20 protein-coding genes are annotated in these 21517 nt (G+C 39.5%); 12 read left to right on the top strand and 8 right to left on the bottom strand.

The features are described 5' to 3' along the window. Window positions 1-25 precede the first annotated feature (25 nt). From rnd to AAC155_RS00690, 5 genes are all read right to left on the bottom strand, one after another. Complete coding sequence (gene rnd / locus AAC155_RS00670) at window positions 26-1153, bottom strand: ribonuclease D (RefSeq protein WP_113040627.1); 1128 nt, start codon at window positions 1151-1153, stop codon at window positions 26-28. Window positions 1154-1243: 90 nt separating this feature from the next. Next, window positions 1244-2932 carry a long-chain-fatty-acid--CoA ligase FadD gene (gene fadD, locus AAC155_RS00675; protein WP_113040628.1) on the bottom strand — a complete coding sequence of 563 codons (1689 nt, stop codon included), beginning with the start codon at window positions 2930-2932 and terminating at the stop codon, window positions 1244-1246. 831 nt (window positions 2933-3763) lie between these two features. After that, window positions 3764-4345, bottom strand: coding sequence for a Slp family lipoprotein (locus AAC155_RS00680; protein ID WP_113040629.1), 582 nt, complete (start codon window positions 4343-4345; stop codon window positions 3764-3766). Window positions 4346-4443: 98 nt separating this feature from the next. Beyond that, complete coding sequence (tsaB, locus tag AAC155_RS00685; protein ID WP_113040630.1) at window positions 4444-5139, bottom strand: tRNA (adenosine(37)-N6)-threonylcarbamoyltransferase complex dimerization subunit type 1 TsaB; 696 nt, start codon at window positions 5137-5139, stop codon at window positions 4444-4446. A 193-nt stretch (window positions 5140-5332) separates the two neighbouring features. Beyond that, a complete protein-coding gene (locus AAC155_RS00690; protein ID WP_113040631.1) occupies window positions 5333-7243 on the bottom strand; it encodes an ATP-dependent DNA helicase in 1911 nt (636 codons plus the stop codon). A gap of 100 nt (window positions 7244-7343) precedes the next feature. Between AAC155_RS00690 and AAC155_RS00695 the strand changes: the two genes are divergently transcribed. From AAC155_RS00695 to AAC155_RS00715, 5 genes are all read left to right on the top strand, one after another. Then, complete coding sequence (locus AAC155_RS00695; protein WP_113040632.1) at window positions 7344-7688, top strand: RidA family protein; 345 nt, start codon at window positions 7344-7346, stop codon at window positions 7686-7688. Between the two features lie 491 nt (window positions 7689-8179). Continuing rightward, window positions 8180-8512, top strand: coding sequence for a helix-turn-helix transcriptional regulator (locus AAC155_RS00700; protein ID WP_113040633.1), 333 nt, complete (start codon window positions 8180-8182; stop codon window positions 8510-8512). Continuing rightward, entirely contained in the window at window positions 8502-8762 is a 261-nt protein-coding gene (locus AAC155_RS00705) for a hypothetical protein (RefSeq protein ID WP_191214690.1), read from the top strand. Before AAC155_RS00700 ends, AAC155_RS00705 begins: the two co-directional genes overlap by 11 nt. 526 nt (window positions 8763-9288) lie before the next feature. Beyond that, window positions 9289-9525 (top strand): hypothetical protein, encoded by a 237-nt coding sequence (locus tag AAC155_RS00710; RefSeq protein ID WP_113040634.1) that lies wholly within the window; start codon window positions 9289-9291, stop codon window positions 9523-9525. Next, complete coding sequence (locus AAC155_RS00715; protein ID WP_146748031.1) at window positions 9491-9736, top strand: hypothetical protein; 246 nt, start codon at window positions 9491-9493, stop codon at window positions 9734-9736. Before AAC155_RS00710 ends, AAC155_RS00715 begins: the two co-directional genes overlap by 35 nt. A 67-nt stretch (window positions 9737-9803) precedes the next feature. Here AAC155_RS00715 and mdtI read toward each other — a convergent pair whose 3' ends face one another. The 3 genes from mdtI to zwf form a co-directional block, all read right to left on the bottom strand. Then, on the bottom strand, window positions 9804-10136 hold the full coding sequence (gene mdtI, locus AAC155_RS00720) for a multidrug/spermidine efflux SMR transporter subunit MdtI (RefSeq protein WP_113040635.1): 333 nt from the start codon (window positions 10134-10136) through the stop codon (window positions 9804-9806). Between the two features lies 1 nt (window position 10137). Further along, window positions 10138-10554 (bottom strand): multidrug/spermidine efflux SMR transporter subunit MdtJ, encoded by a 417-nt coding sequence (gene mdtJ / locus AAC155_RS00725; protein ID WP_112896147.1) that lies wholly within the window; start codon window positions 10552-10554, stop codon window positions 10138-10140. Between the two features lie 499 nt (window positions 10555-11053). Next, a complete protein-coding gene (zwf, locus tag AAC155_RS00730; RefSeq protein WP_113040636.1) occupies window positions 11054-12529 on the bottom strand; it encodes a glucose-6-phosphate dehydrogenase in 1476 nt (491 codons plus the stop codon). A 342-nt stretch (window positions 12530-12871) separates the two neighbouring features. Here zwf and AAC155_RS00735 point away from each other — a divergent pair, with 342 nt between their 5' ends. The 7 genes from AAC155_RS00735 to AAC155_RS00765 all read left to right on the top strand — a co-directional run bounded on the left by AAC155_RS00735 (window position 12872) and on the right by AAC155_RS00765 (window position 21507). After that, window positions 12872-13732, top strand: a complete 861-nt coding sequence (locus AAC155_RS00735; RefSeq protein WP_113040637.1) for a MurR/RpiR family transcriptional regulator — start codon at window positions 12872-12874, stop codon at window positions 13730-13732. Between the two features lie 674 nt (window positions 13733-14406). Further along, window positions 14407-15849 (top strand): pyruvate kinase, encoded by a 1443-nt coding sequence (pyk, locus tag AAC155_RS00740; protein ID WP_113040638.1) that lies wholly within the window; start codon window positions 14407-14409, stop codon window positions 15847-15849. Between the two features lie 393 nt (window positions 15850-16242). After that, entirely contained in the window at window positions 16243-16416 is a 174-nt protein-coding gene (locus AAC155_RS00745; RefSeq protein ID WP_158536454.1) for a hypothetical protein, read from the top strand. A gap of 43 nt (window positions 16417-16459) precedes the next feature. Next, the gene (darA, locus tag AAC155_RS00750) at window positions 16460-16630 is read left to right on the top strand and encodes a darobactin family peptide antibiotic (RefSeq protein WP_158536455.1); all 171 of its coding nucleotides are present in this window, start codon (window positions 16460-16462) and stop codon (window positions 16628-16630) included. A 581-nt stretch (window positions 16631-17211) separates the two neighbouring features. Then, window positions 17212-19581, top strand: a complete 2370-nt coding sequence (gene darB / locus AAC155_RS00755) for a darobactin export ABC transporter permease subunit (RefSeq protein WP_146748032.1) — start codon at window positions 17212-17214, stop codon at window positions 19579-19581. Between the two features lie 8 nt (window positions 19582-19589). Beyond that, window positions 19590-20843: a darobactin export ABC transporter periplasmic adaptor subunit gene (gene darC / locus AAC155_RS00760; RefSeq protein WP_113040641.1), complete on the top strand. Its 1254-nt coding sequence runs from the start codon at window positions 19590-19592 to the stop codon at window positions 20841-20843. Between the two features lies 1 nt (window position 20844). Then, window positions 20845-21507, top strand: coding sequence for an ATP-binding cassette domain-containing protein (locus AAC155_RS00765; protein ID WP_113040642.1), 663 nt, complete (start codon window positions 20845-20847; stop codon window positions 21505-21507). The last annotated feature ends 10 nt before the right edge of the window (window positions 21508-21517 follow it).

Genomic DNA, 21517 nt, shown 5'->3' on the forward strand with positions numbered 1-21517 from the left:
CGTCAGGCTAAGGCTCTGATATGGGTTAATCAGGATAGTTCGCCAGAATCTCTGAGACTGGCTCAGCCAGCAACTCTCCCCGCCACCCACTAAGCAGTTCAGGTTTGCCATTTAATTGTTTCAATTTCCAGTGAACACTGAGTAATTGATTAATCTGACGACGAGATGCCAATAATTCAGAATTAAATCTATGCTGCTCACTTACCTGATGGATCAGCGCTTTAATATCCTTAAATGCTTTACGATAACCAGGTTGATCAATCAGGTTCGTCATTGGCGGCGGGCATTCACTTTCTGGAATATTTCCACTTTCAGCGACCATTGCCAATAGGCGACGACCATGACAACGAATCTCCTGCCCGCTTAGCCCTAACGCACCCAACTCTGCCAAAGAAGTTGGCATGTAACGCGCTACCTGCCATAGGTTTTCTTCACGAATGACGAAGTTCACGGCTAAATCGCGTTCTCTGGCCTGACTCAAACGCCATGCGGCCAGTTTTTTCAAACACGCAAGCTGTTGGGGACGTAATTGACAGATATTGCCTATCTGTTTATAAGCACATTCCGGCGCCAATATCTCTTTACGGCGTCGACAGATAAGTTGACACTCACCCGTCGCAGCCTCCATATATCCAGCCTGCTCTGTTGCAGTCATTAGGATATCCGCTAAAGGCAACAGATAATAAACATCCGCGGCTGCATATTCGCACTGTTTTTCACTTAACGGACGGGCAAGCCAATCAGTGCGGGATTCGCTTTTATCCAGCTCGACATGGATATATTCAGCCACCAGCGCGGCAAAGCCACATGAAAGCGGGTGCCCAATAAAAGCCGCCAAGACCTGAGTGTCAATCATCGGTTCCGGCAAGCATTGAAAAGCATTCAGAAAAACTTCCAAATCTTCACTGCCTGCATGTAACAGCTTCAATATTTGAGGATGAGTAATTAACTCACGGAAAGGTTGCCAGTTGGTGATATTAAGTGGATCAATCAGAGAAAGTTGTTCGCCATCATACAGTTGTATCAAACCTAATTGTGGGTAATACGTCCGTGTGCGTACAAATTCAGTATCCAATGCTACTTTTGAGTATTTTTTTGCCCCTTCGCAAACTTGCTGCAACTGAGCATCTGTGGTGATCAACTGATAATTCAAAACATAGTTCTCTTAGCCATTCATGGAATAAGCACGACAACGCCGGCTAATACCGGCGTTGTCGTGCTTATCAATATTATGAAGAGGAGCTCAGGCTATAGCTACATTCCTGACCTTTTCCTCTTCATCACGCAGTTCCCTACGAAGAATTTTACCTACATTAGACTTAGGTAATTCATCCCGGAACTCAATGATCTTTGGTACTTTATACCCTGTTAGATAACGACGACAATGGGTTTTAAGTTCATCCTCGGTCAAACTAGGATCTATCCGAACCACAAATACTTTGACAGTTTCACCGGAACTTTCGCTTGATACCCCTATTGCTGCTGACTCTAGCACTTTAGGGTGAGCTGATACAACATCTTCAACTTCATTAGGATACACATTGAAACCAGAAACCAAAATCATATCTTTTTTACGATCTACGATACGAATGAAACCTTGTTCATTAATATTCGCAATATCACCCGTTGCTACCCAACCATCTTTCAACACTTCTTCTGTTGCATCAGGACGATTCCAATAACCAACCATCACCTGTGGGCCACGTATCCACAATTCTCCCTGCTGGCCCATCTCTACCTCATTACCATCATCACCCATAAGTTTGATTTCCGTTGAAGAGACCGGGAAACCAATACTGCCAGTGTAATGTTTCGAATTATAAGGATTACAGGAAACCAAAGGTGAACATTCTGTCAGACCATAACCTTCAAGCAGATTGGTGCCTGTCACTTTTGCCCATTTCTCAGCAACCGCTTTCTGTACCGGCATACCACCACCAACAACCAGACGCAGTGTAGAAAAATCAAGCTTCTTAAATTCTTCATTATTCAACCAAGCATTGAACAATGTATTTACCCCGGTGACAGAAGTGAACGGATAACGACCTAATTCTTTAGCTGTACCCGTAATATCACGCGGGTTAGTGATCAGAAGATTGCACCCACCCAAGTAAATAAGTAACAAGCAATTTACCATTAACGCAAATATGTGATAAAGAGGCAACGCCGTAACAATCAGCTCTTGGCCTACACGTAATAATGGAGAATAAACCGCTTTTGCCTGTTCAAGATTTGCCAAAATATTACGGTGAGTCAGCATAGCCCCCTTAGCTACGCCAGTGGTGCCACCAGTATATTGCAGAAAAGCCAAATCATTACCGTTAATTTCTGGTTTTACATATTGCATGCGATAACCTTTCTGTATCGCACAACGAAATGAAATGGCATCAGGCAGATTATACTTCGGTACCAGCCGTTTAACATATTTCACCGCAAAATCAACCAACGTACCTTTAGGACGAGATAGTTGGTCCCCCATACGCGTCAAAATAACATGCTTAACTTTAGTATTAAAAACGATCTTTTCCAATGTATGGGCAAAATTGGAGACGATCACAATAGCGGAAGTGCCGCTGTCATTAAGCTGATGTTCAAGCTCACGTGGCGTATACAGCGGGTTGACATTTACGACAATCATACCTGCACGTAGAACACCAAACAGTGCAACGGGATATTGCAGCAGGTTTGGCATCATCAGCGCAACGCGATCTCCTTTACTTAATCCCAAACCATTTTGCAAATATGCTGCAAATGCCCGACTACGCTCTTCCAACTTACGAAAGGTCATAATCTCACCCATATTGATAAATGCAGGTTGATCCGCATAGTGCGCTACGGCATTTTCAAACATCTCAACCAATGATGCATAACGATCCGGGTCAATTTCCGCAGGAACATCCGCCGGATAATGTTTTAGCCAGACTTTCTCCAAGGTAGTACTCCTGAAATTTTAATTGCTATGTTATCACTCGCCTAATAAATAACGCACGCTTTGATTTAACAAATTATTAACTCAGCGTACCAGTTTAAAAAAGAAACATTGTTCAGGTTGAGATACACATCACTAATTTCACGTTAATCCTGATACATAAAAACAAAGAGAACTGTGTTGTCTGTAAATTATTTTTATTTATCAGTATATTATTGCAAAAGTTAATATTTAACTTTGTAGCTATTGATTATACATTGACCTACTTATTTTTTGCTTAAGATAGCATTTTTGAAATAGCATTTATTGCTTTCGTCTATTCCAATGCATTATTAAAAAACCAATGGTAATAAAAAATGATTATAAATAACATTACGGTCAGAAGAGCAACCTATAAAGATAGTGCTACTATCAGCGACATAGAGCGCCAAGCTGCGTCCCTTTTTCCAGAAGAACTCTTACCAAAAGTACTCGGTGATCAAACCCTACCCGCGTATGAAATTGACTATTCCTAATGAACTACAGAAAATTCTAGTAGAAGAGATGACTGCGGGTTTGGGCACAAGAATTGCGATGAAATTAACGATCAATCCAAATATATACCCTATGGATTTCAAGATGCATCGCGACGGCCAGGGAGCGAATCCCCGGGAGCATAGAGAACTATGTGACCGGGGTGAGTGAGTGCAGCCAACAAAGAGGCAACTTGAAAGATGACGGGTATAGATAGGAAATAACAGATGAATTACCGCCACATATTATTGCGGCGGCTCAAACTGGAAAGAAAGTTACAATGTCACAAAGTGTATATCAACAATCCCGATTGAAATAACTCTATCTGGTCAAAATAGTCTCAACCGGTGTGGGGTCGGGGTAATACCAATTCCATCCCCAACCTGAATAATATGGATAGCCATAATAATTCCAAGGCCCCGGACCATAAGGCATTAATACTCGCTGAACAACTTTCCAGCGTTGATAACCCATTGCATTAATCACAACATAAGCGTAATCCGCACAACCAATTTTTCCCTTTTTTAATCCCACTATCGGACCTACGACAGTGACGTAATTTCCTTTAAAATCGTCAGGATCAAGGAAATCATTAACATAAACATAGATACGGCCAAGGGAAGGCTCATCTAATTCTGGACTGGCATCCGATGCTAATGGCAATGACGATATTTCCAGACGAGTACGGTGATTTTCATTTACTACATCAAGTACCTTGCCGCCGAATCGCCCTTCCTGCCCGATAAACAGCTCAGGCGTACTCTTAACAGAAAGCAGATCTTGAACAGGCGTTGGTGACGTTCCTTTTATTGAATCAGGAACGGTGATACAGCCTGTAAGCATTACAGCGCCTAATAAGATTAGCGCGTTAATACTCGTCCGGTAGTTTATTACTCTTAACATAACCACCTTCTCCTGAAAATTGTCCCAATCATGATGCTTAAAATAACTCTGTCTATTATTTGATACTTTCTTTTACTACAAGTTTCATCAATAGATACTTAACGGCCCGGTAATTTTTTCCAAGTAACTTCATTACGCAAGTATACCGGTTCAGCATGTTCTACGGCCGTCACCTCACCGTTTTGCCACATCTGTATTGCCAGAGGTAACATATCTTCAGCATGAGGTAATGTGATACTACTATCAGTTAGCGTCAAATGACTTGTCATCAACTGAGGATAAGCCTGCCAGCCAGTACCAGCAGCCACCCAATCGCCACTTAATGAAGCCATGAATGCCTGTACCTGTTCCGGTTTCAACACTGCTTCTGTTTCACTTCCTTGCCATTCACCTTGCTGATTACGGATATATTGCCCCCAGTAAACTTCTCCCATCCGGGCATCAATGGCGGTTAATACCTGAGTTGCACCTAGCAGACGAAAAACACCTTGAGCCATTGCATTGAGCGTTGACACACCAATCACCGGCAGTTCAGCCCCCAGTGCCAAGCCCTGAGCAATACCAACACCAATACGTACACCGGTAAAACTACCCGGTCCACGGCCAAAAGCTAAAGCGTCAAGCTGTTGTAAACTCATCCCCGCTTCTGCCAGAACAGATTGAACCATAGGTAAAATACGTTGCGTGTGTTCACGTGGAGAAATTTCAAACTGTGCCAAAACGGCACCATCATTCCAAAGAGCAACAGAACAGGCTTCCGTTGCAGTATCAATAGCCAGAATTCGTACAGGCATGCCTTAAGCACCTCGGCAAGAAATATATACCCGTCATCTTTCAAGTTGCCTCTTTGTTGGCGGCACTCGCTCACCCCGGTCACATAGTTACCTATGCTCCCGGGGATTCGCTCCCTTGCCGTCGCGATGCATCTTGAAATCCATAGGGTATAATCCAAAATTAAGGTGCTATTTTATCATAACCCAGTCGATTTTACCCAGATTGCCGGGCTTGCAAGAAAGCGACCGCTTTCGTTAAATCTCGGGTTCGTGGTGAAGGTGGTAAACTATTCAAAAACACCTCACCATATGGACGCATAACTAAACGATTATCACAAATGACAACAACACCATAATCATCAATATCACGAATAAGCCGCCCGACACCCTGTTTCAGACTAATCACCGCATCCGGCAACTGAACTTCATTAAATGCATCACCACCTCTAAGTTGGCAATCTTCAATACGGGCTTTTAGCAGTGGATCATCCGGTGCCGTAAAGGGCAATTTATCGATAATGACACAGGAAAGCACCTCGCCGCGCACATCGACACCTTCCCAAAAACTGCTGGTTGCCACCAATAAAGCGTTGCCGGCGGCAATAAATTGCGAAAGTAGCTGACCTTTGCTGGTTTCACCTTGAACCAAAACCGGCAATGTCATGTTGGCACGGAACGATTCAGCCAGACTTCGCATCATCTGGTGTGAAGTACATAAAAAGAAACATCGACCTTTATTAGCTTCAATGAGTGGCTTGAGCATCTCTGCCAACCATTTTGCACTACCAAGCTGATTTGGTGATGGTAGATGACGGGGAACACAAAGTAGTGTCTGACTTTGATAATCAAATGGACTTGGCAGTAATAACGTTTTCGCCTCTTTTAAACCTAGTCGTTCAGTGAAATGGGAAAGTTGCTCGTTAACAGAGAGTGTCGCTGAGGTAAACACCCAACAACCAGATTGCTCATTAATTATCTCACTAAATTTGTCGGCAACAGACAGCGGTGTGAGTGCTAAAAGAAAATGACGACCATAACTTTCAAACCAATAGCTATAACCGGGAATAGTCACCTCTTTCAAGCGCTTAAGACGATTACGATAAATTGTTGCCCTTTCAAATGCCGCATCCAACATGACTGAACGCCCTAAAGATAATTTTATCACGTCATAACAAAGCTCAAGCGCATCATCAAGCAATACTAATGCTCGCTGGACTTGCGGATTTTGCAATAACTCCCGCAAATTACCCCGATAACCATTCTCTCCCAACGCTAGCCGGAAATCTTGTGTACTCTGACTCAGACGATCTGCGCTCTTTTGTAATTGAACTTGATCTCGAACTTCCGTGCGATACGCCATAGTGATATCTCTTGAGAGATCCATCAGTTGGCGGCTACTTAATTGCTGACCAAAATATTGACTAGCAATATCAGGGACTTGATGTGCCTCATCAAATATCTTGACTTCTGCTTGCGGGATCAACTCACCAAATCCCGTTTCTTTCACCACCATATCCGCCATAAACAGATGATGGTTAACAACGATAACATCTGCCTCCATTGCCCGACGGCGGGCTTTGAGTACAAAGCATTCCTGATAACGTGGGCAATCACTGCCAAGGCAGTTATCGTTCGTACTGGTGACCAACGGCCAAACCTGGCTATCTTCCGCCACTTGGTGACAAGTACTGACATCACCCTCTTCAGTTTGTGACGACCAGCCTCTTAGCCGAACAATATCTGACAGAATTTCTGCTTCCAATTGCCCGCCCCCAAAAGAGTGCTGTTCCAACCGTTCCAAGCACAGATAATTCGCGCGACCTTTCAACAACGCCAATTTACCGGTGAAATTAATTGCTTCAGCGACTGTCGGTAAATCACGATTATAGAGCTGATCCTGTAATGCCTTAGAACCGGTGGAAATGATAACTTTCTGCCCAGAACGCAACGCGGGTGCTAAATAGGCAAATGTCTTACCTGTTCCCGTGCCTGCTTCTACAACCAATTGTTGATGGTTTTTAATCGCACACTCAATAGCCACTGCCATTTCTCTTTGAGCATCACGGGGTTTAAAACCTGTTATTGCTTTAGCAAGGGCACCATTTTTCGCAAAATCGTCTGACACAAACCGTCTCTTTCAATAGAATGGATGGAGATTATGCCAATAGTATGTTCTGATCACCACCCAAAATCAGGCAGATAGTTATTCACAGGAAGAAGTATCCATGACAATTGAACGTATTTATCCACAGGATCGCTGGTCTGAAGCGGTAGTTTACAATAAAACCATTTACTACACTGCCGTACCGGAAAATCTGGATGGTGATATTACTGAGCAAACAGCGAATACGTTGGCCGCTATTGATACCATGTTACAGCGTCTCGGTTCTGATAAAAGCAAAATTATTGACGCTACTATTTTTCTGGCTGATGGAAAAGAGTTTGCTGGCATGAATGCCGCCTGGGATGCATGGGTTGTTGCAGGAAGCGCACCTGTACGCTGCACAGTTGAAGCTAAGCTAATGAATCCCAAATACAAAGTCGAGATAAAAGTTATCGCAGGTATTTAATATTAATTTGGGATATTCTCTATCGCCTACATTTATATTTTAATTATATGGAGGTTATTCAGAATATCCCAATATACCCGTTATCTTTCAAGTTGCCTCTTTGTTGGCTGCACTCACTCACCCCGGTCACATAGTTATCTATGCTCCCGGGGATTCGCTCCCTTGCCGCCGCGATGCACCTTGAAATCCATAGGGTATAGGTGTTATTAATATAGGTAAGATATGATTTCCCCTGTTAATTTAGTTGCAATAACATTTTAAAATAAAATATTAATCGATATTTTCATGAACTACATTATCCATTGTTCCAAGTGGAATATTATATACCCAACATTTCTAACCTTCCTCCTATGCCTTTGCCTTGAACTATAAGATGACCATTATAATGATCATCTAATGTTGACATTCTTATTTTGATAAACCATGATAATGACTATTATAGTGGTCATTAATGGCCTTAATGACCATTATAATGGTCATAAGGAGGGAATATGTTAAAACATAGAGCCTATTCAAAATTCTCTAAAGAAGCAGTCATGTTACTCGGAGAACAAATCAAGTTAGGTAGAAAACGGCGCCATTGGTCAGAAAAGAATTTGGCAGAACGTGCTGGTATATCCAGAACCACACTGCAAAAAATTGAAAGCGGAGATATGGGTTGCTCTATAGGATTAGCATTTGAGCTAGCTAACCTTGTAGGTATCAACTTGTTTGACAGCGATAAGCTTCCTATCTCAGCACGTATAGAACAAACGAGAGATAAGCTAGTTTTGTTACCACAACGTATTCAGGAAAAAGAGAGAGAAGTGTACGATGATTTCTAACAACAAAGAAGCTTATGTCTGGATATGGTTACCAGAACAAACTGAGCCAGTGGTGGCTGGCCGCCTAGAAGAATTTAATGGCCGCATTTTATTTAACTATGGTAAAAGTTTGGAAACTGCGCATAATTTTAATATTTCAGAGAAAAAAGCAAAAGAAATCTTTAATAAACAAATATCAATAATCCAAGATAATTGGAACAGTATCTGTGAAGAAGCTGAATTAAGTGAAATAGATAAAAAGTTGCTCTAGCATAGACAATTTTTAAATCCATTTTCTATAGCTTTTTGAGAATTTTAAGAGCCTGTATACCCTATGGATTTCAAGTTGCATCGCGGCGGCAAGGGAACGAATCCCCGGGAGCATAGATAACGATGTGACCGGGGTGAGTGAGTGCAGCCAACAAAGAGGCAGCTTGAAAGATGACGGGTATATATAAACTTATTATAAATCAATCTTACAGGCCAAAACACCTACTTTAGTAATGGCCCATTTTAGGAATAATTTTAAATTAGACTATTTTTAATTCGTAGATAAACCTTCGATGACTAAGTGTAATAAAATAATTTCCAATATTACTTATCACAAATCGCATTAATTTCATCTGGCAGAGTTAACTCACCAAATGGACTTTCTATTTATTTACCTTTTCAATGTTGAATTATACTTATGCGTCGTCCATACTTTCTAATAAGCACATCAGTGTCTGGTCACTGTTTAGTGAATATAAACATGGCCTAATCTTCAATAACTTTTATCACTTGGTATGGAGCATGTTATGGATGTTTGTTCAGGTTGTCATGATTCCCTTCATGATTCCGTTGTTGCGGAAGTAGAAGGCAAGATCTATAAAAGTTGCCCATGTTGTTCCGCCTCAATGGGTCAACATGTTTTTTATCACTATGAAGACTTTGGTATGAGGGATATGGGTGATGGCCGCTATATTGTTCAATCTTGGTGTCCTGGTTGTCGAGTAAAAGATGGTCATAAACCAGACGTCTGTTTTACCTGCTAAAAGTCACTTATATACCCTATGGATTTCAAGATGGATCGCGATGGCAAGGGAGCAAATCCCCGGGAGCATAGATAACTATGTGACCGGGGTGAGTGAGTGCAGCCAACAAAGAGGCAACTTGAAAGATAACGGGTATATTCGTATCTGCTGGTTATTATGCAAAATAGTTGCTAGTTGCATGCCAGCAAATAATATAAGAAATAAACAATAAAATTCGTTAGTTAAAAACCTAAACGCCAATAACGTATCTTTGTCCTGACTTTAAAAATTAATATGGCTTAAGCCATCTTGATCATCATTACACCCAACAGCAACAAGGCAATTCCACCCCAACCTTTACAATTCAAACGCTGATTAAACATAATCCAGCCAGCAGCAACTGTCGCGATAATACCGAAAGCACCCCATAAGGCATAAGCAACGGAAAGCTCAATTCCCTTCACTGCCTGAGCAAGCGCACTGAACGCCCCAAGAACAGTAATAAGCGAAAGAATACCCATCCAAGGACGTCTAAAACCATCAGAAATTTTCAGTAAAATATTCGCTAAAATATCCAACGCTATAGCAAGGAATAAGAACGCCGCATGCCACCATTCAAATTGTTGCAACATGTTATGCCTCCTTTATTTTACCGTTTTTGGTTGTTGCGACACTGACAGCCTTATTTGCCATCTGCTTCACTACCTCTGCCGATTTTTTGACTGCGGCTTTTCTAGTACCAGATTTAATCAACATAATCCCTGTTATCAGCAGAACCAATCCCCCTACTTTCATCAATGACAGTGATTCATCAAACCACATGACACTAAAAACAGTAATAAATAGAATACCAACCCCTTCCCACAAAGCATACGCAACGCCCAGTGCCACTTTTTTCACCGCCATTGCCAACAAGATATAGGATGTGGCGATCATGATGTACATAACGGCCATGCCAACTACACCACCGGAAACGCTGGCATGTTTCATCGATAAGGTACCGATAACTTCGGTAATAATTGCCATTGCAAGGAACAACCAATAAATCATTTTCTTTCTCCCGACCACGCAAATACGCACGTCAAGACGCAGCTATAAATAACCTAAACCCACCCATATATAAGATGAGAAATAATAACCTGCGTTTTTGACGAAACAGAAATACCGGTTGAAAACCGGTTAACAGGAGTCAGACGCTATAATGAACTGCACCAGTAATGCTCACTGGATAAAATGGCAGAAAGGAAAAGCATGTGAGTGGAACTTTGAAACTTGACGCTTTTGGCGCTGTTCATGATATTTCATTCCTTCATCGCACCGATATTCTGCGCGATATACTAAGAATCCTCATAAATAAATAGTGTTAATTTTCTTAGTACTTCTACCATATAAGATAATAGAAAGCAACCACCAAATCTCATTTATTTTTTTATCTGATAAACAACGTTGAATAGAAAAACAGAATTGATACTAATATAAGCTGATACCTTCACGATATAACCCAAGCCGCTTATAGCGCGGCTTGAGCTTCAACAGAAAGGTTTGTCAATTATTCAAATTCATTCCACGAACGACCATCGCGGGTGATCATAGCAACAGAAGCAACCGGCCCCCACGTTCCCGCCTGATAAGGCTTAGGCGCATCATTATCCGCCGCCCATGCATTCATAATAGAATCAACCCATTTCCACGCTTCTTCCACTTCATCACGACGAACGAATAGCGCCTGAATACCCCGCATAGCCTCCAGCAGTAACCTCTCATAAGCATCCGCCAATGGAATATGGTTAAACGTTTCAGAAAAACTCAGATCCAGCTTAGTGGTTTGCAGGCGATGCTTGTGTTCCAGTCCTGGGGCTTTGTTCAGCACTTCAATATCAATACCTTCATCCGGTTGCAGACGAATCGTTAGCTTGTTCTGCGGTAGTTGTTGATAAGATTCAGAGAACAAATTCAGCGCGGGCTTTTTAAAATAAACTACCACCTCAGAACATTTCGTTGGTAGACGTTTACCGGTTCTCAGATAGAAAGGAACCCCGGCCCAACGCCAGTCATCAATATCGACACGGATAGAGACAAAAGTTTCCGTCCGGCTGGACTGGTTCGCCCCCTCTTCTTCCAGATACCCAGGTACCTTATGCCCCTGAACAAAACCGGCAGTGTATTGACCTCGTACCGTCTTCTCCCGCACATTCGTGTGATCAATACGGCGCAGAGAACGCAATACTTTTACTTTTTCATCACGGATACGGTCTGTCGTCAGATCTGCCGGAGGAGACATAGCAATCATGGTCAATATTTGCAACAGGTGATTCTGAATCATATCGCGCATCTGTCCGGCTTGGTCAAAATAACCCCAACGGCCTTCAATACCGACTTCTTCAGCTACCGTAATTTGTACATGATCAATTGTCCGGTTATCCCAATTATTCACAAACAGGGAATTGGCAAACCGCAGCGCCAACAGATTCAATACGGTTTCTTTACCCAGATAATGATCAATGCGATAAACCTGACGCTCATTGAAATATTTTGCCACTTCATCATTAATGGCTTTGGATGATTCAAGATCGACCCCTAAAGGCTTTTCCATCACAACTCGATTTGGCTCTTTATTTAGCCCTGCAAGGCCCAACCCGTGACAAACCGAACCAAAAGTACTTGGTGGCATCGCAAAATAATGGATTGCAGGCCGATTCTCCTGCTTAAGAATTGCCTTCAATTTGGCAAAGTCTTCCCTTTGATTAACATCCAGATTGCAGAACGCCAAACGCTCACTCAATGTCTTCCATAATTCTGAATCTAATTTTTCTGGCAAGAATGTATTTAAAGCTTCTTCAACAACCTTGGTATAAGCTGTTTTATCCCAATCAGCCCGGCCAACACCAATAATCCGGGTTTCTGGGTGAATATAACCCGCTTTCTCAAGCTGATAAAGGGAAGGCAATAATTTCCGGCGTGCCAAATCCCCTTTAGCGCCAAAAATGACTAAATCACAAGCCTGAGCTGTAGAAGTAACCGCCATATGTCTCTCCTCGTTGCGGGATATTGTAATTTTGTTACAGCATTAACCAGTAATGTACTCTTTTGACCATGGCGCGTAAACAGCGATAACGAATAACCATCACCTTATGTTAACAATGTGTTTTATCTATGATAAAGATGTGATAAATTTATGTAATTTTGCAACGTTTATGAAAGATAATTACCAATGTGAAAGTTAGACACTTGTCATACTTTTATGAAAAACATTAAATTATTGTAACTTCCTACTGCCAGCTTCAATTTGCTAATAGTATATTTTCATAAAATTTATATAGATTTCTTCTCTGAATGAAATCGTCAAAACCACAGGTAACTGCGTTTTATGAATACACTGGAACGGGTCCAAAACAGTATCGAATTTTTGAGTAAGTCAGAAAAAAAAGTGGCGCAGACAATCCTGGCTTCACCACAAACTGCGATTCATGCCAGTATCGCAACACTGGCAAAAATGGCAGAAGTCAGTGAACCCACGGTTAACCGTTTTTGCCGCCGTCTGGATACTAAAGGTTTTCCCGATTTCAAACTCCATCTAGCCCAAAGTCTTGCCAATGGTACGCCTTATGTAAATCGCAATGTTGAAGAGAGCGATACAGTTAGTGCCTACACCAATAAGATATTTGAATCGGTAATGGCAACTCTGGATACCGTCAAAAACAATTTGGATATTACAGCCATTAACCGAGCTGTTGATTTACTGACTCAAGCCCGGAAAATCTCATTTTTTGGCTTGGGGGCTTCTGCGGCCGTCGCCCATGACGCAATGAATAAATTTTTCCGGTTCAATATTCCCGTTATCTATTTTGATGACATTGTGATGCAACGGATGAGCTGTATTAACAGTGCCGAAGGTGATGTCGTCGTACTCATCTCCCATACCGGCAGAACTAAAAGTTTGGTTGAAGCAGCACAACTTGCGCGAGAAAATGATGCGACAGTTATCGCAATTACCTCCCAAGATTCTCCCCTCGCCCACGAAGCAACGCTCGCCATTCTTCTGGACGTCCCGGAAGATACAGATATTTATATGCCAATGGTCTCAAGAATCGCTCAATTAACTGTTATTGATGTTTTAGCTACGGGTTTTACCCTGCGCCGTGGTTCAAAATTCAGAGATAACTTGAAAAGAGTCAAAGAAGCGCTACGAAATTCACGCTTTGATAAAATTGACTTTCCCCCGACCTGAAAATAGTCCTCTCTCTATTAGGCTGACTCGCAATAATTGCGTAGTCAGCGATCGTTTATAGCCCATTGAGCATTGATAAATAATCTTCACTAGCCAAGTGAAGCGAGAAATTACATAATTATATCAAGAAAATCCTATGTTATTTAGTTAACCTGAGCTTCGCTTAAGAAGGGAACTAAGTGCCTGAGGCACGATTAAAGTTTTTGATAAAGAAAACACGATCATGGAGAACCTCAGGCATGAATAATTTAGATGAAATTTATTGTGAAATCGACGATTTTTGACTTGTCATTTATACTTTACAACATACCCATCCTGGAGTTTCCCCTCTTCCAATTCCAAGTATTGCCAGATTTCAGTAAATGTGACTACCACTTTCCATCATTGCCAGAACTTCCAAGACACTATTAGATTATCGATAAACCGGGAACAAATCGTGATAGGATAGAAATGCGGCAACGGTCATATCAGGATGTGTTGATACGAGTCACAAAAAGCCCCACGATAGTCGCTTACGGCCTTGCCACAGAGGTAAACCACAAAAGTAATCTATAAACAGCCTTGATAGTTGGATTGCCGAAGAGGTTTTTTTACTCGTTTTATAGGATAATTAATAGATTATTGATTATTTTTATATCACAAATACCCATACTCACAGGTCAACGGAGTAAAATATGTCCAGACGGCTCAGAAGAACGAAGATTGTTACTACACTTGGCCCGGCTACCGACCGCGATAATAATCTTGAAAAGATTATTGCTGCGGGTGCAAACGTAGTCCGCCTTAACTTTTCCCACGGTACCGCCGAAGATCATCTCCAGCGCGCCAACAAAATCCGCGAGATCGCAGCCCGCCTGGGGTGCCATGTTGCCATTCTTGGCGATCTTCAAGGACCTAAAATTCGCGTATCAACGTTTAAAGAGGGCAAAATTTTCCTGAATGTCGGAGATAAATTTCTGCTTGATGCCAATCTTGGTAAAGGCGAAGGCGATAAGGAGAAAGTCGGTATCGATTACAAAGGATTACCCACGGATGTTGTACCGGGTGACATTTTGTTGCTGGATGATGGCCGTGTTCAACTGAAAGTATTAACAGTTCAGGGCATGAAAGTATTCACTGAAGTGACAGTGGGTGGCCCGCTATCCAACAATAAGGGCATCAACAAACTGGGCGGTGGATTATCCGCTGAAGCCCTGACCGAAAAAGATAAAGAAGACATTATTACGGCGGCCAGAATTGGCGTTGATTACCTTGCTATCTCTTTCCCCCGCACCGGTGAAGATCTTAACTATGCTCGCCGCCTGGCGCGAGACGCGGGCTGTGAAACGCAGATCGTGGCAAAAGTTGAACGCGCAGAGGCCGTTAGCAGCGATAAAACCATTGATGAAATCATTCTGGCTTCTGATGTCGTCATGGTCGCCCGTGGTGACCTTGGCGTAGAAATCGGTGATCCAGAGTTAGTTGGTGTTCAGAAAAAACTCATTCGCCGGGCCCGCCAACTGAATCGTGTAGTGATTACCGCGACCCAGATGATGGAATCGATGATCACCAACCCAATGCCTACCCGTGCAGAAGTGATGGATGTGGCAAACGCCGTTCTTGACGGCACTGACGCCGTGATGCTCTCCGCTGAAACCGCTGCGGGCCAATACCCTGCCGAAACGGTTGCCGCAATGGCGCGAGTCTGTCTCGGAGCAGAAAAAATGCCCGGACTCAACGTATCGAAACATCGGCTAGACACAATTTTTGACAGTATCGAAGAAGCCATTGCGATGTCTACCATGTACGCAGCAAACCACCTAAATGGGGTTAAAGCCATTATTGCAATGACCGAATCAGGTCGCACCACTCGTATCATGTCTCGCATTAGTTCTGGTCTCCCCATATTCTCTATGTCTCGTCATGAAAAAACCTTAAACCAAACGGCTCTTTACCGTGGTGTAACACCCGTTTATTGCAGCAGTCATACTGACGGTATAACAGCAGCCAATGAAGCAGTTAATCGTCTGCGTGATAAAGGTTATTTGGTTTCCGGCGACCTTGTTCTGGTTACTCAGGGTGATCAGATGGGAACAATTGGCAGTACTAATACCTGCCGTATTCTTGAAGTGGAATAAAACTTTATTACATTTAGCGCCAAGTTTTCGACAATCAGGTTAGAATCAGAAAACTGGCGCACTTTTATTTGAAATCCATAGGGTATAAATCCTTTACCTCAAAAGAATAATTTTAATCTTCTCTAATGTTTTATTATGGAAATATTTCAATTAGATATTATAAAAATATGATGTTAAATTTATTCTTAAAATATTCACCTTAAACATAGCAATAAGAATAAGTTAAATAAATTCTCATTGCCAAAAATTTCTATTTTATTAAAGTCATAGCTGTCCGACATACCAAAAATCGGGACTTACCTCTGCCAAATGATGTCATAAAAAACAACAAAGAATATTGACAATCATTTAATATAGTACTATTAATTAAATACTGATATCAGCATTTTCCATATGGAAATACAATATTTCCTAATAATATATACCCAATGGATTTCAAGATGGATCGCGACGGCAAGGGAGCGAATCCCCGGGAGCATAGATAACGATGTGACCGGGGTGAATGAGTGCAGCCAACAAAGAGGCAATTTGAAAGATAACGGGTATATCTCTATTAGAAGGAAATAGCAGGTTAACTAATTAACCATCTAAAAATAAAGTGGAGATTATCATGCATAATACCTCAACCTATAAAACTCAAGAAGCACTAAATTCCCTTGCTGCATCATTCAAAGAGACCGAACTCTCAATTACTGAAAAAGCACTGAAAGAATTAAGCAGTAAACCAAAGGTCCCTGAGATCACCGCCTGGAACTGGTCAAAGAGCTTCCAAGAGATTTAAAACCTATCCTATCAGGTTATTTTATTTTCCTGAAAAAAAATACCTATTAGGATAAATACTGCATCCGTTCAATTAAAAATTTTTTGAACCTTGACCATAGGGTAATCGTATGAATTTTTTGGGATTACCCTAAATAATTTCATTATGTGAATATAATAATTTTAACAATATAGATAACTGATTTCACCTCCGAAGAAAATTTTGTCTTTTTCGAAAAGAGACAATATACTCATTGGATTAAATTTTTTCATCTCTACATATAAATATAATAGATTTCAGTAACTCAAAAGTGTAAAAATATGAGAAAAAACACATATTGACAGAAAAAAACACTTTAATTGGATCTTCATGTAAGTTATGTGGAATACTCAAAGGCAAGGATATCGGTATCTAAACACGGTACCTCAACATTTATATTAAAACTTGTCCCTATACCCTATAGATTTCAAGATGGATCGAGACGGCAAGGGAGCGAATCCCCGGGAGCATAGATAACGATGTGACCGGGGTGAGTGAGTGTAGCCAACAAAGAGGCAACTTGAAAGATGACGGGTATATACAATAAGGAATAGTAGCCACAAATGAACGCTATTAACATCTCAAAATCCATGAAGCGTTTCAATATTTCAGTATCGATACTCTCAGTGTCAATAGCGATATTAGCCATTTATTTACTCTCCACCGCCTTCTATTCAGATATGCAGGTCGATAACGACTATCAAAACAATAGCAGTTTTTACCGGGTAGAAACGACCTTTAATTTACCTAACGGAGAAAAAGTCAGATCAGCAAAATCACCCTTGCCACTCATAGACGAACTGAGAAAAGATGAGAGAATAAGCCACGTAAACTACTTTTTTAAACTTAATACGACTATTGAATTAAAGGGAAAAAAGATCACTAAAGTTCCAGTGTTTGCGGTAAATGATGAATTCCTGAATACCCTATCTCCCTTTAAGAAAGTGGATACCTCTCTGGGAGCAAATGAGATTTATATCACAGAAGAGTTCAATAACCACTATCTCGGCTTAGAAAAGCCCAAAGGAAAATCCCTCGTTTTAAACAATGAAACCTATATCATCAAAGATATTTTAGAAAGACGTCGCGATTCCAGCCTTAATATTCAAGCTATTATTGCATTTAAACCAACGCTGATTAAAGATTACAATAAAGAACTATTCAATTGGTATGATACCCAGGCTTATGTTTTTATAAAATTTGCTAATGAAAAGGCAATATCTAATCTCAATGCACTACTCAAGCATATTATTGAAACCAAAGCGCCCAATCTTCCAGGCGCGCCATTTACTGCCAGTGAATTTATTCATCTATCACTAAAAAAATTAAAAGATATGCATTATCAAGATGGATTACCTGATGAAATATCTATTGGTTTATCAAAGGAAATAATCTATAGTTCATATATTGCATTCGCGTTTATCTTATTTTCGGCACTCACCAACTACTATAATTTAACTTCTGCGGATTCAGCAGAAAAAAGGGATATCTATCAGTTAAAGAAAGCATTAGGTGCTTCAACTTTCAATATTATAAAAGATTCATTACCTTCTATGCTGATAAGAATCATATTCTCTACCCTTATATTCTTATTGCTTATTATCACAATATTCAATACATCACATTATATCAAAAATATATTTTCCCTATTAGAAATAAAGAGTTTAATATATCTGGGGATATTCTCTATTTTTATCACTTTTATTTTTATTTCATCAATACATTTTTCATTCTCATTACGTTTCTATATTTATCAAAGAAATAGAAAAATGGATATGAGATATGAATCAACACTTGCCTCTTGGTTTAGAAAATCATCATTAGCTATTCAATTACTTGTTTCTGGAGTGTCTATTTATTTAGTCACTGGATTAGCAAATCAATATATTCACCTTGTTGATTTACATACGCCGTATGATAATACCAAGACAATATCGGTAGCAATTAATAACGATAATAGCAAGAAATTAGCGATTAATGAATTAAGCTATAATCTTATCAACCAATACAATACATCAAACATAACCCTAAGTAACTGGCGACCATTTGACATGTCAAGGGAAAATATCACTGTTTACTATTCCGGCCAACAAAACAAGAATAACTATATTTCGTCTAATGTTATTACCGCGGACGAGAATTTTACTAATGTATGGAAAATGAAAATCTTAGCCGGCGGAAATAATCGAGTATATCAAAGTGATAATGCCAATATAGTCAATGCATTAGTCACAAAAGAATTTTTAAAACAGAATGTCATCACTCAATACGATGATATTTTTAATAATTACTATTGGTACATAATGGAGGATAAAAAGATCCAAATTAGATTTATTCAGATTATAGATGATTTTAATTTAGGCGCGGTAGATGAACCTTTTAGACCCATCATTGTTTTCATAAAAAAAGATCACAGCAAATATGCCTCGCTGAATCTAAATGATATTAGTCACCTTGCTCCGGTACTCAAAAAATTATCAGAACAGGGTTTTGATAAAAATGAAATTGATTTAACCAGTGATTTATTTTATGCTTATTATGATAACTATTTAAAAGTAATAAAATTATCATCGGCTGTCGCTATATTTTCCATCCTATTATTAATCATTGCCTGTTTTACTACCAGTATGACCGACTTTAACTCTATGAAAAAAGAATTAAGTATAATGGAGTCCATTGGTGGTTCCATTTATACAAACCTTACTCACTTTTTATCGAAAAGCGTCATCCCTATCATCGCATCAATTTTCGTAGCATATCTATTGGGAAGAACAATTTTAGTTTATCTACTCAATGAATATAGCGTAATTTACACTGACTCTTTTGTATACAGTGCTCTCGCGCTATCTGCTACAATGATATTCACCGTTATTATCATGATCACTACCTATTTGGTGAATTATAGAAAACTCTCTGCTACTAAATTTTTGTGAGATTAATCATGGATATAGAAATTAGAAAAAAAAGAATACATAATAAGGAGAAATTATTAATTCTCATTTTCTTTATCGCTTTTATTTCATTTATCGCCTTTATTATCTATTACGTCACTTCAGCCAAAGAGGCTGTCGTCAATGAAAATGAAGTGACTCAATTTCATGTCAGCAGCAAAGTAGATAGTGATGTTCTGAAAACAAGAGCGGTTGTTGTTCCTAATAAAAGTGTATCTATCTCAACAGAGATTGGCGGAATCGTTACCGATATAATGAAAAAACCATCACAAGATGTTTTAAAGAGTGAAGAAATCGTTAAATTATCTAATTTTAATTTCACATTGAATAATTCTGCAATGTTAGCGGATGTTACAGATAAATTGAATAATTTGATCAATATCAGAATAAATTTGCAATCTGATTACAGGAATATCAATAACAGATTCTTAGAAGCCGATAAAGAGTTGAAAGAGGTAGAAGACAAGTTAAGACGATATCATGATCTTGTACACAAAAATTATGTTTCTAAAGAAACTTTGTCTGATTTAAAGATTAAAAGAGATTACTGGCACGATGTTTATTTATTTTATAAAAAATTGAAAAATGATAAAGATCGTGACATATCAAAGCAATTAAAAGAAATAGACGAATTTGTCGAAAAACAGCGAAAACTTTCTGAAATTATTGAAAATGGTTTTGAACAACTTTCAATAAAATCACCTATAGCCGGTAATATCAGTTCATTAGATTTAATTCTAGGTCAGCGCTTAAAGCCTGGTGATCAAATTGCTATTGTGGATGATTTATCAAGTTTCTATTTTGAATCAGAGATTAACGAATATTATTTAAATAAAATAACCTACCATTCATCTGCCAGCTTAATCTATAACAATGGAAAAATACCTTTGCTTGTGAAGTTAATTTCATCTGAAGTTAATAATGGAACATTCAAAGTTAGATTTGAATTGGAAGATAAGAAAGCCATTAACTTCAAACGGGGGCAATCCGTTGATGTCATCATTAAACTTAATGAAGATCGAAAAATATTCTCCATCCCCTCATCAATGGTCTTTTCTATTGATAATAAGAGCTATGTATTTGTTTACTATCCAGATAAAAAAATTGCTCAACGTATTCAAGTGTCCATCGGGCAGGATACTGGTTCCAATATTGAGATTAAAAATGGTGTTACTGAAGGACAAACGTTAGTGAGCTTTGGTAAAAATAGATTGGTTAATAATGATACCGTAAGGATTGAATAAAATGATTAGCATGATGAATGTCTGTAAATCATATAAAACGAAATTTATTCAAACAAATGTTTTGAATGAAATAAATCTCAATATAGATAAAGGTGAATTTATCTCCATAATGGGCGCATCTGGATCAGGGAAATCAACATTACTCAATGTTATTGGCATGTTTGAAACGATCGATAGCGGTCAATTCACACTGAATAATAGCAATATTTTAACAATGAAATATTCTGAAAAAATATCATTCAGACGAGAATTTATTGGTTATATTTTTCAATCATTCAATTTATTACCCAATCTAACTGTATTTGAAAATATAGAACTACCATTGAAATATAGAGGTTTTTCTAAAAAACAGAGAAAAAATAAAGTATTTGATGCAATAAGTCATTTTGGATTAGAAAACCGAGAAAATCATAAACCGGTACAATTATCTGGCGGACAACAACAACGTGTCGCTATTGCCAGAGCAATGATATCAAATCCCACTATTTTATTGGCTGATGAGCCAACGGGAAATCTGGATAGCATAAATGGTCAAAATATCTTGTCTTCACTGAAAGATCTGAATGAAAACGGCACGACTATTGTTATGGTAACTCATTCCATTGAAGCGGCTGCATTTTCTCACAGAACATTAACCATGAAGGATGGCCATTTACTTGCTTGAGCATAAATAA

Source organism: Photorhabdus sp. HUG-39 (assembly GCF_963878365.1).
Lineage (GTDB): Bacteria > Pseudomonadota > Gammaproteobacteria > Enterobacterales > Enterobacteriaceae > Photorhabdus > Photorhabdus kayaii.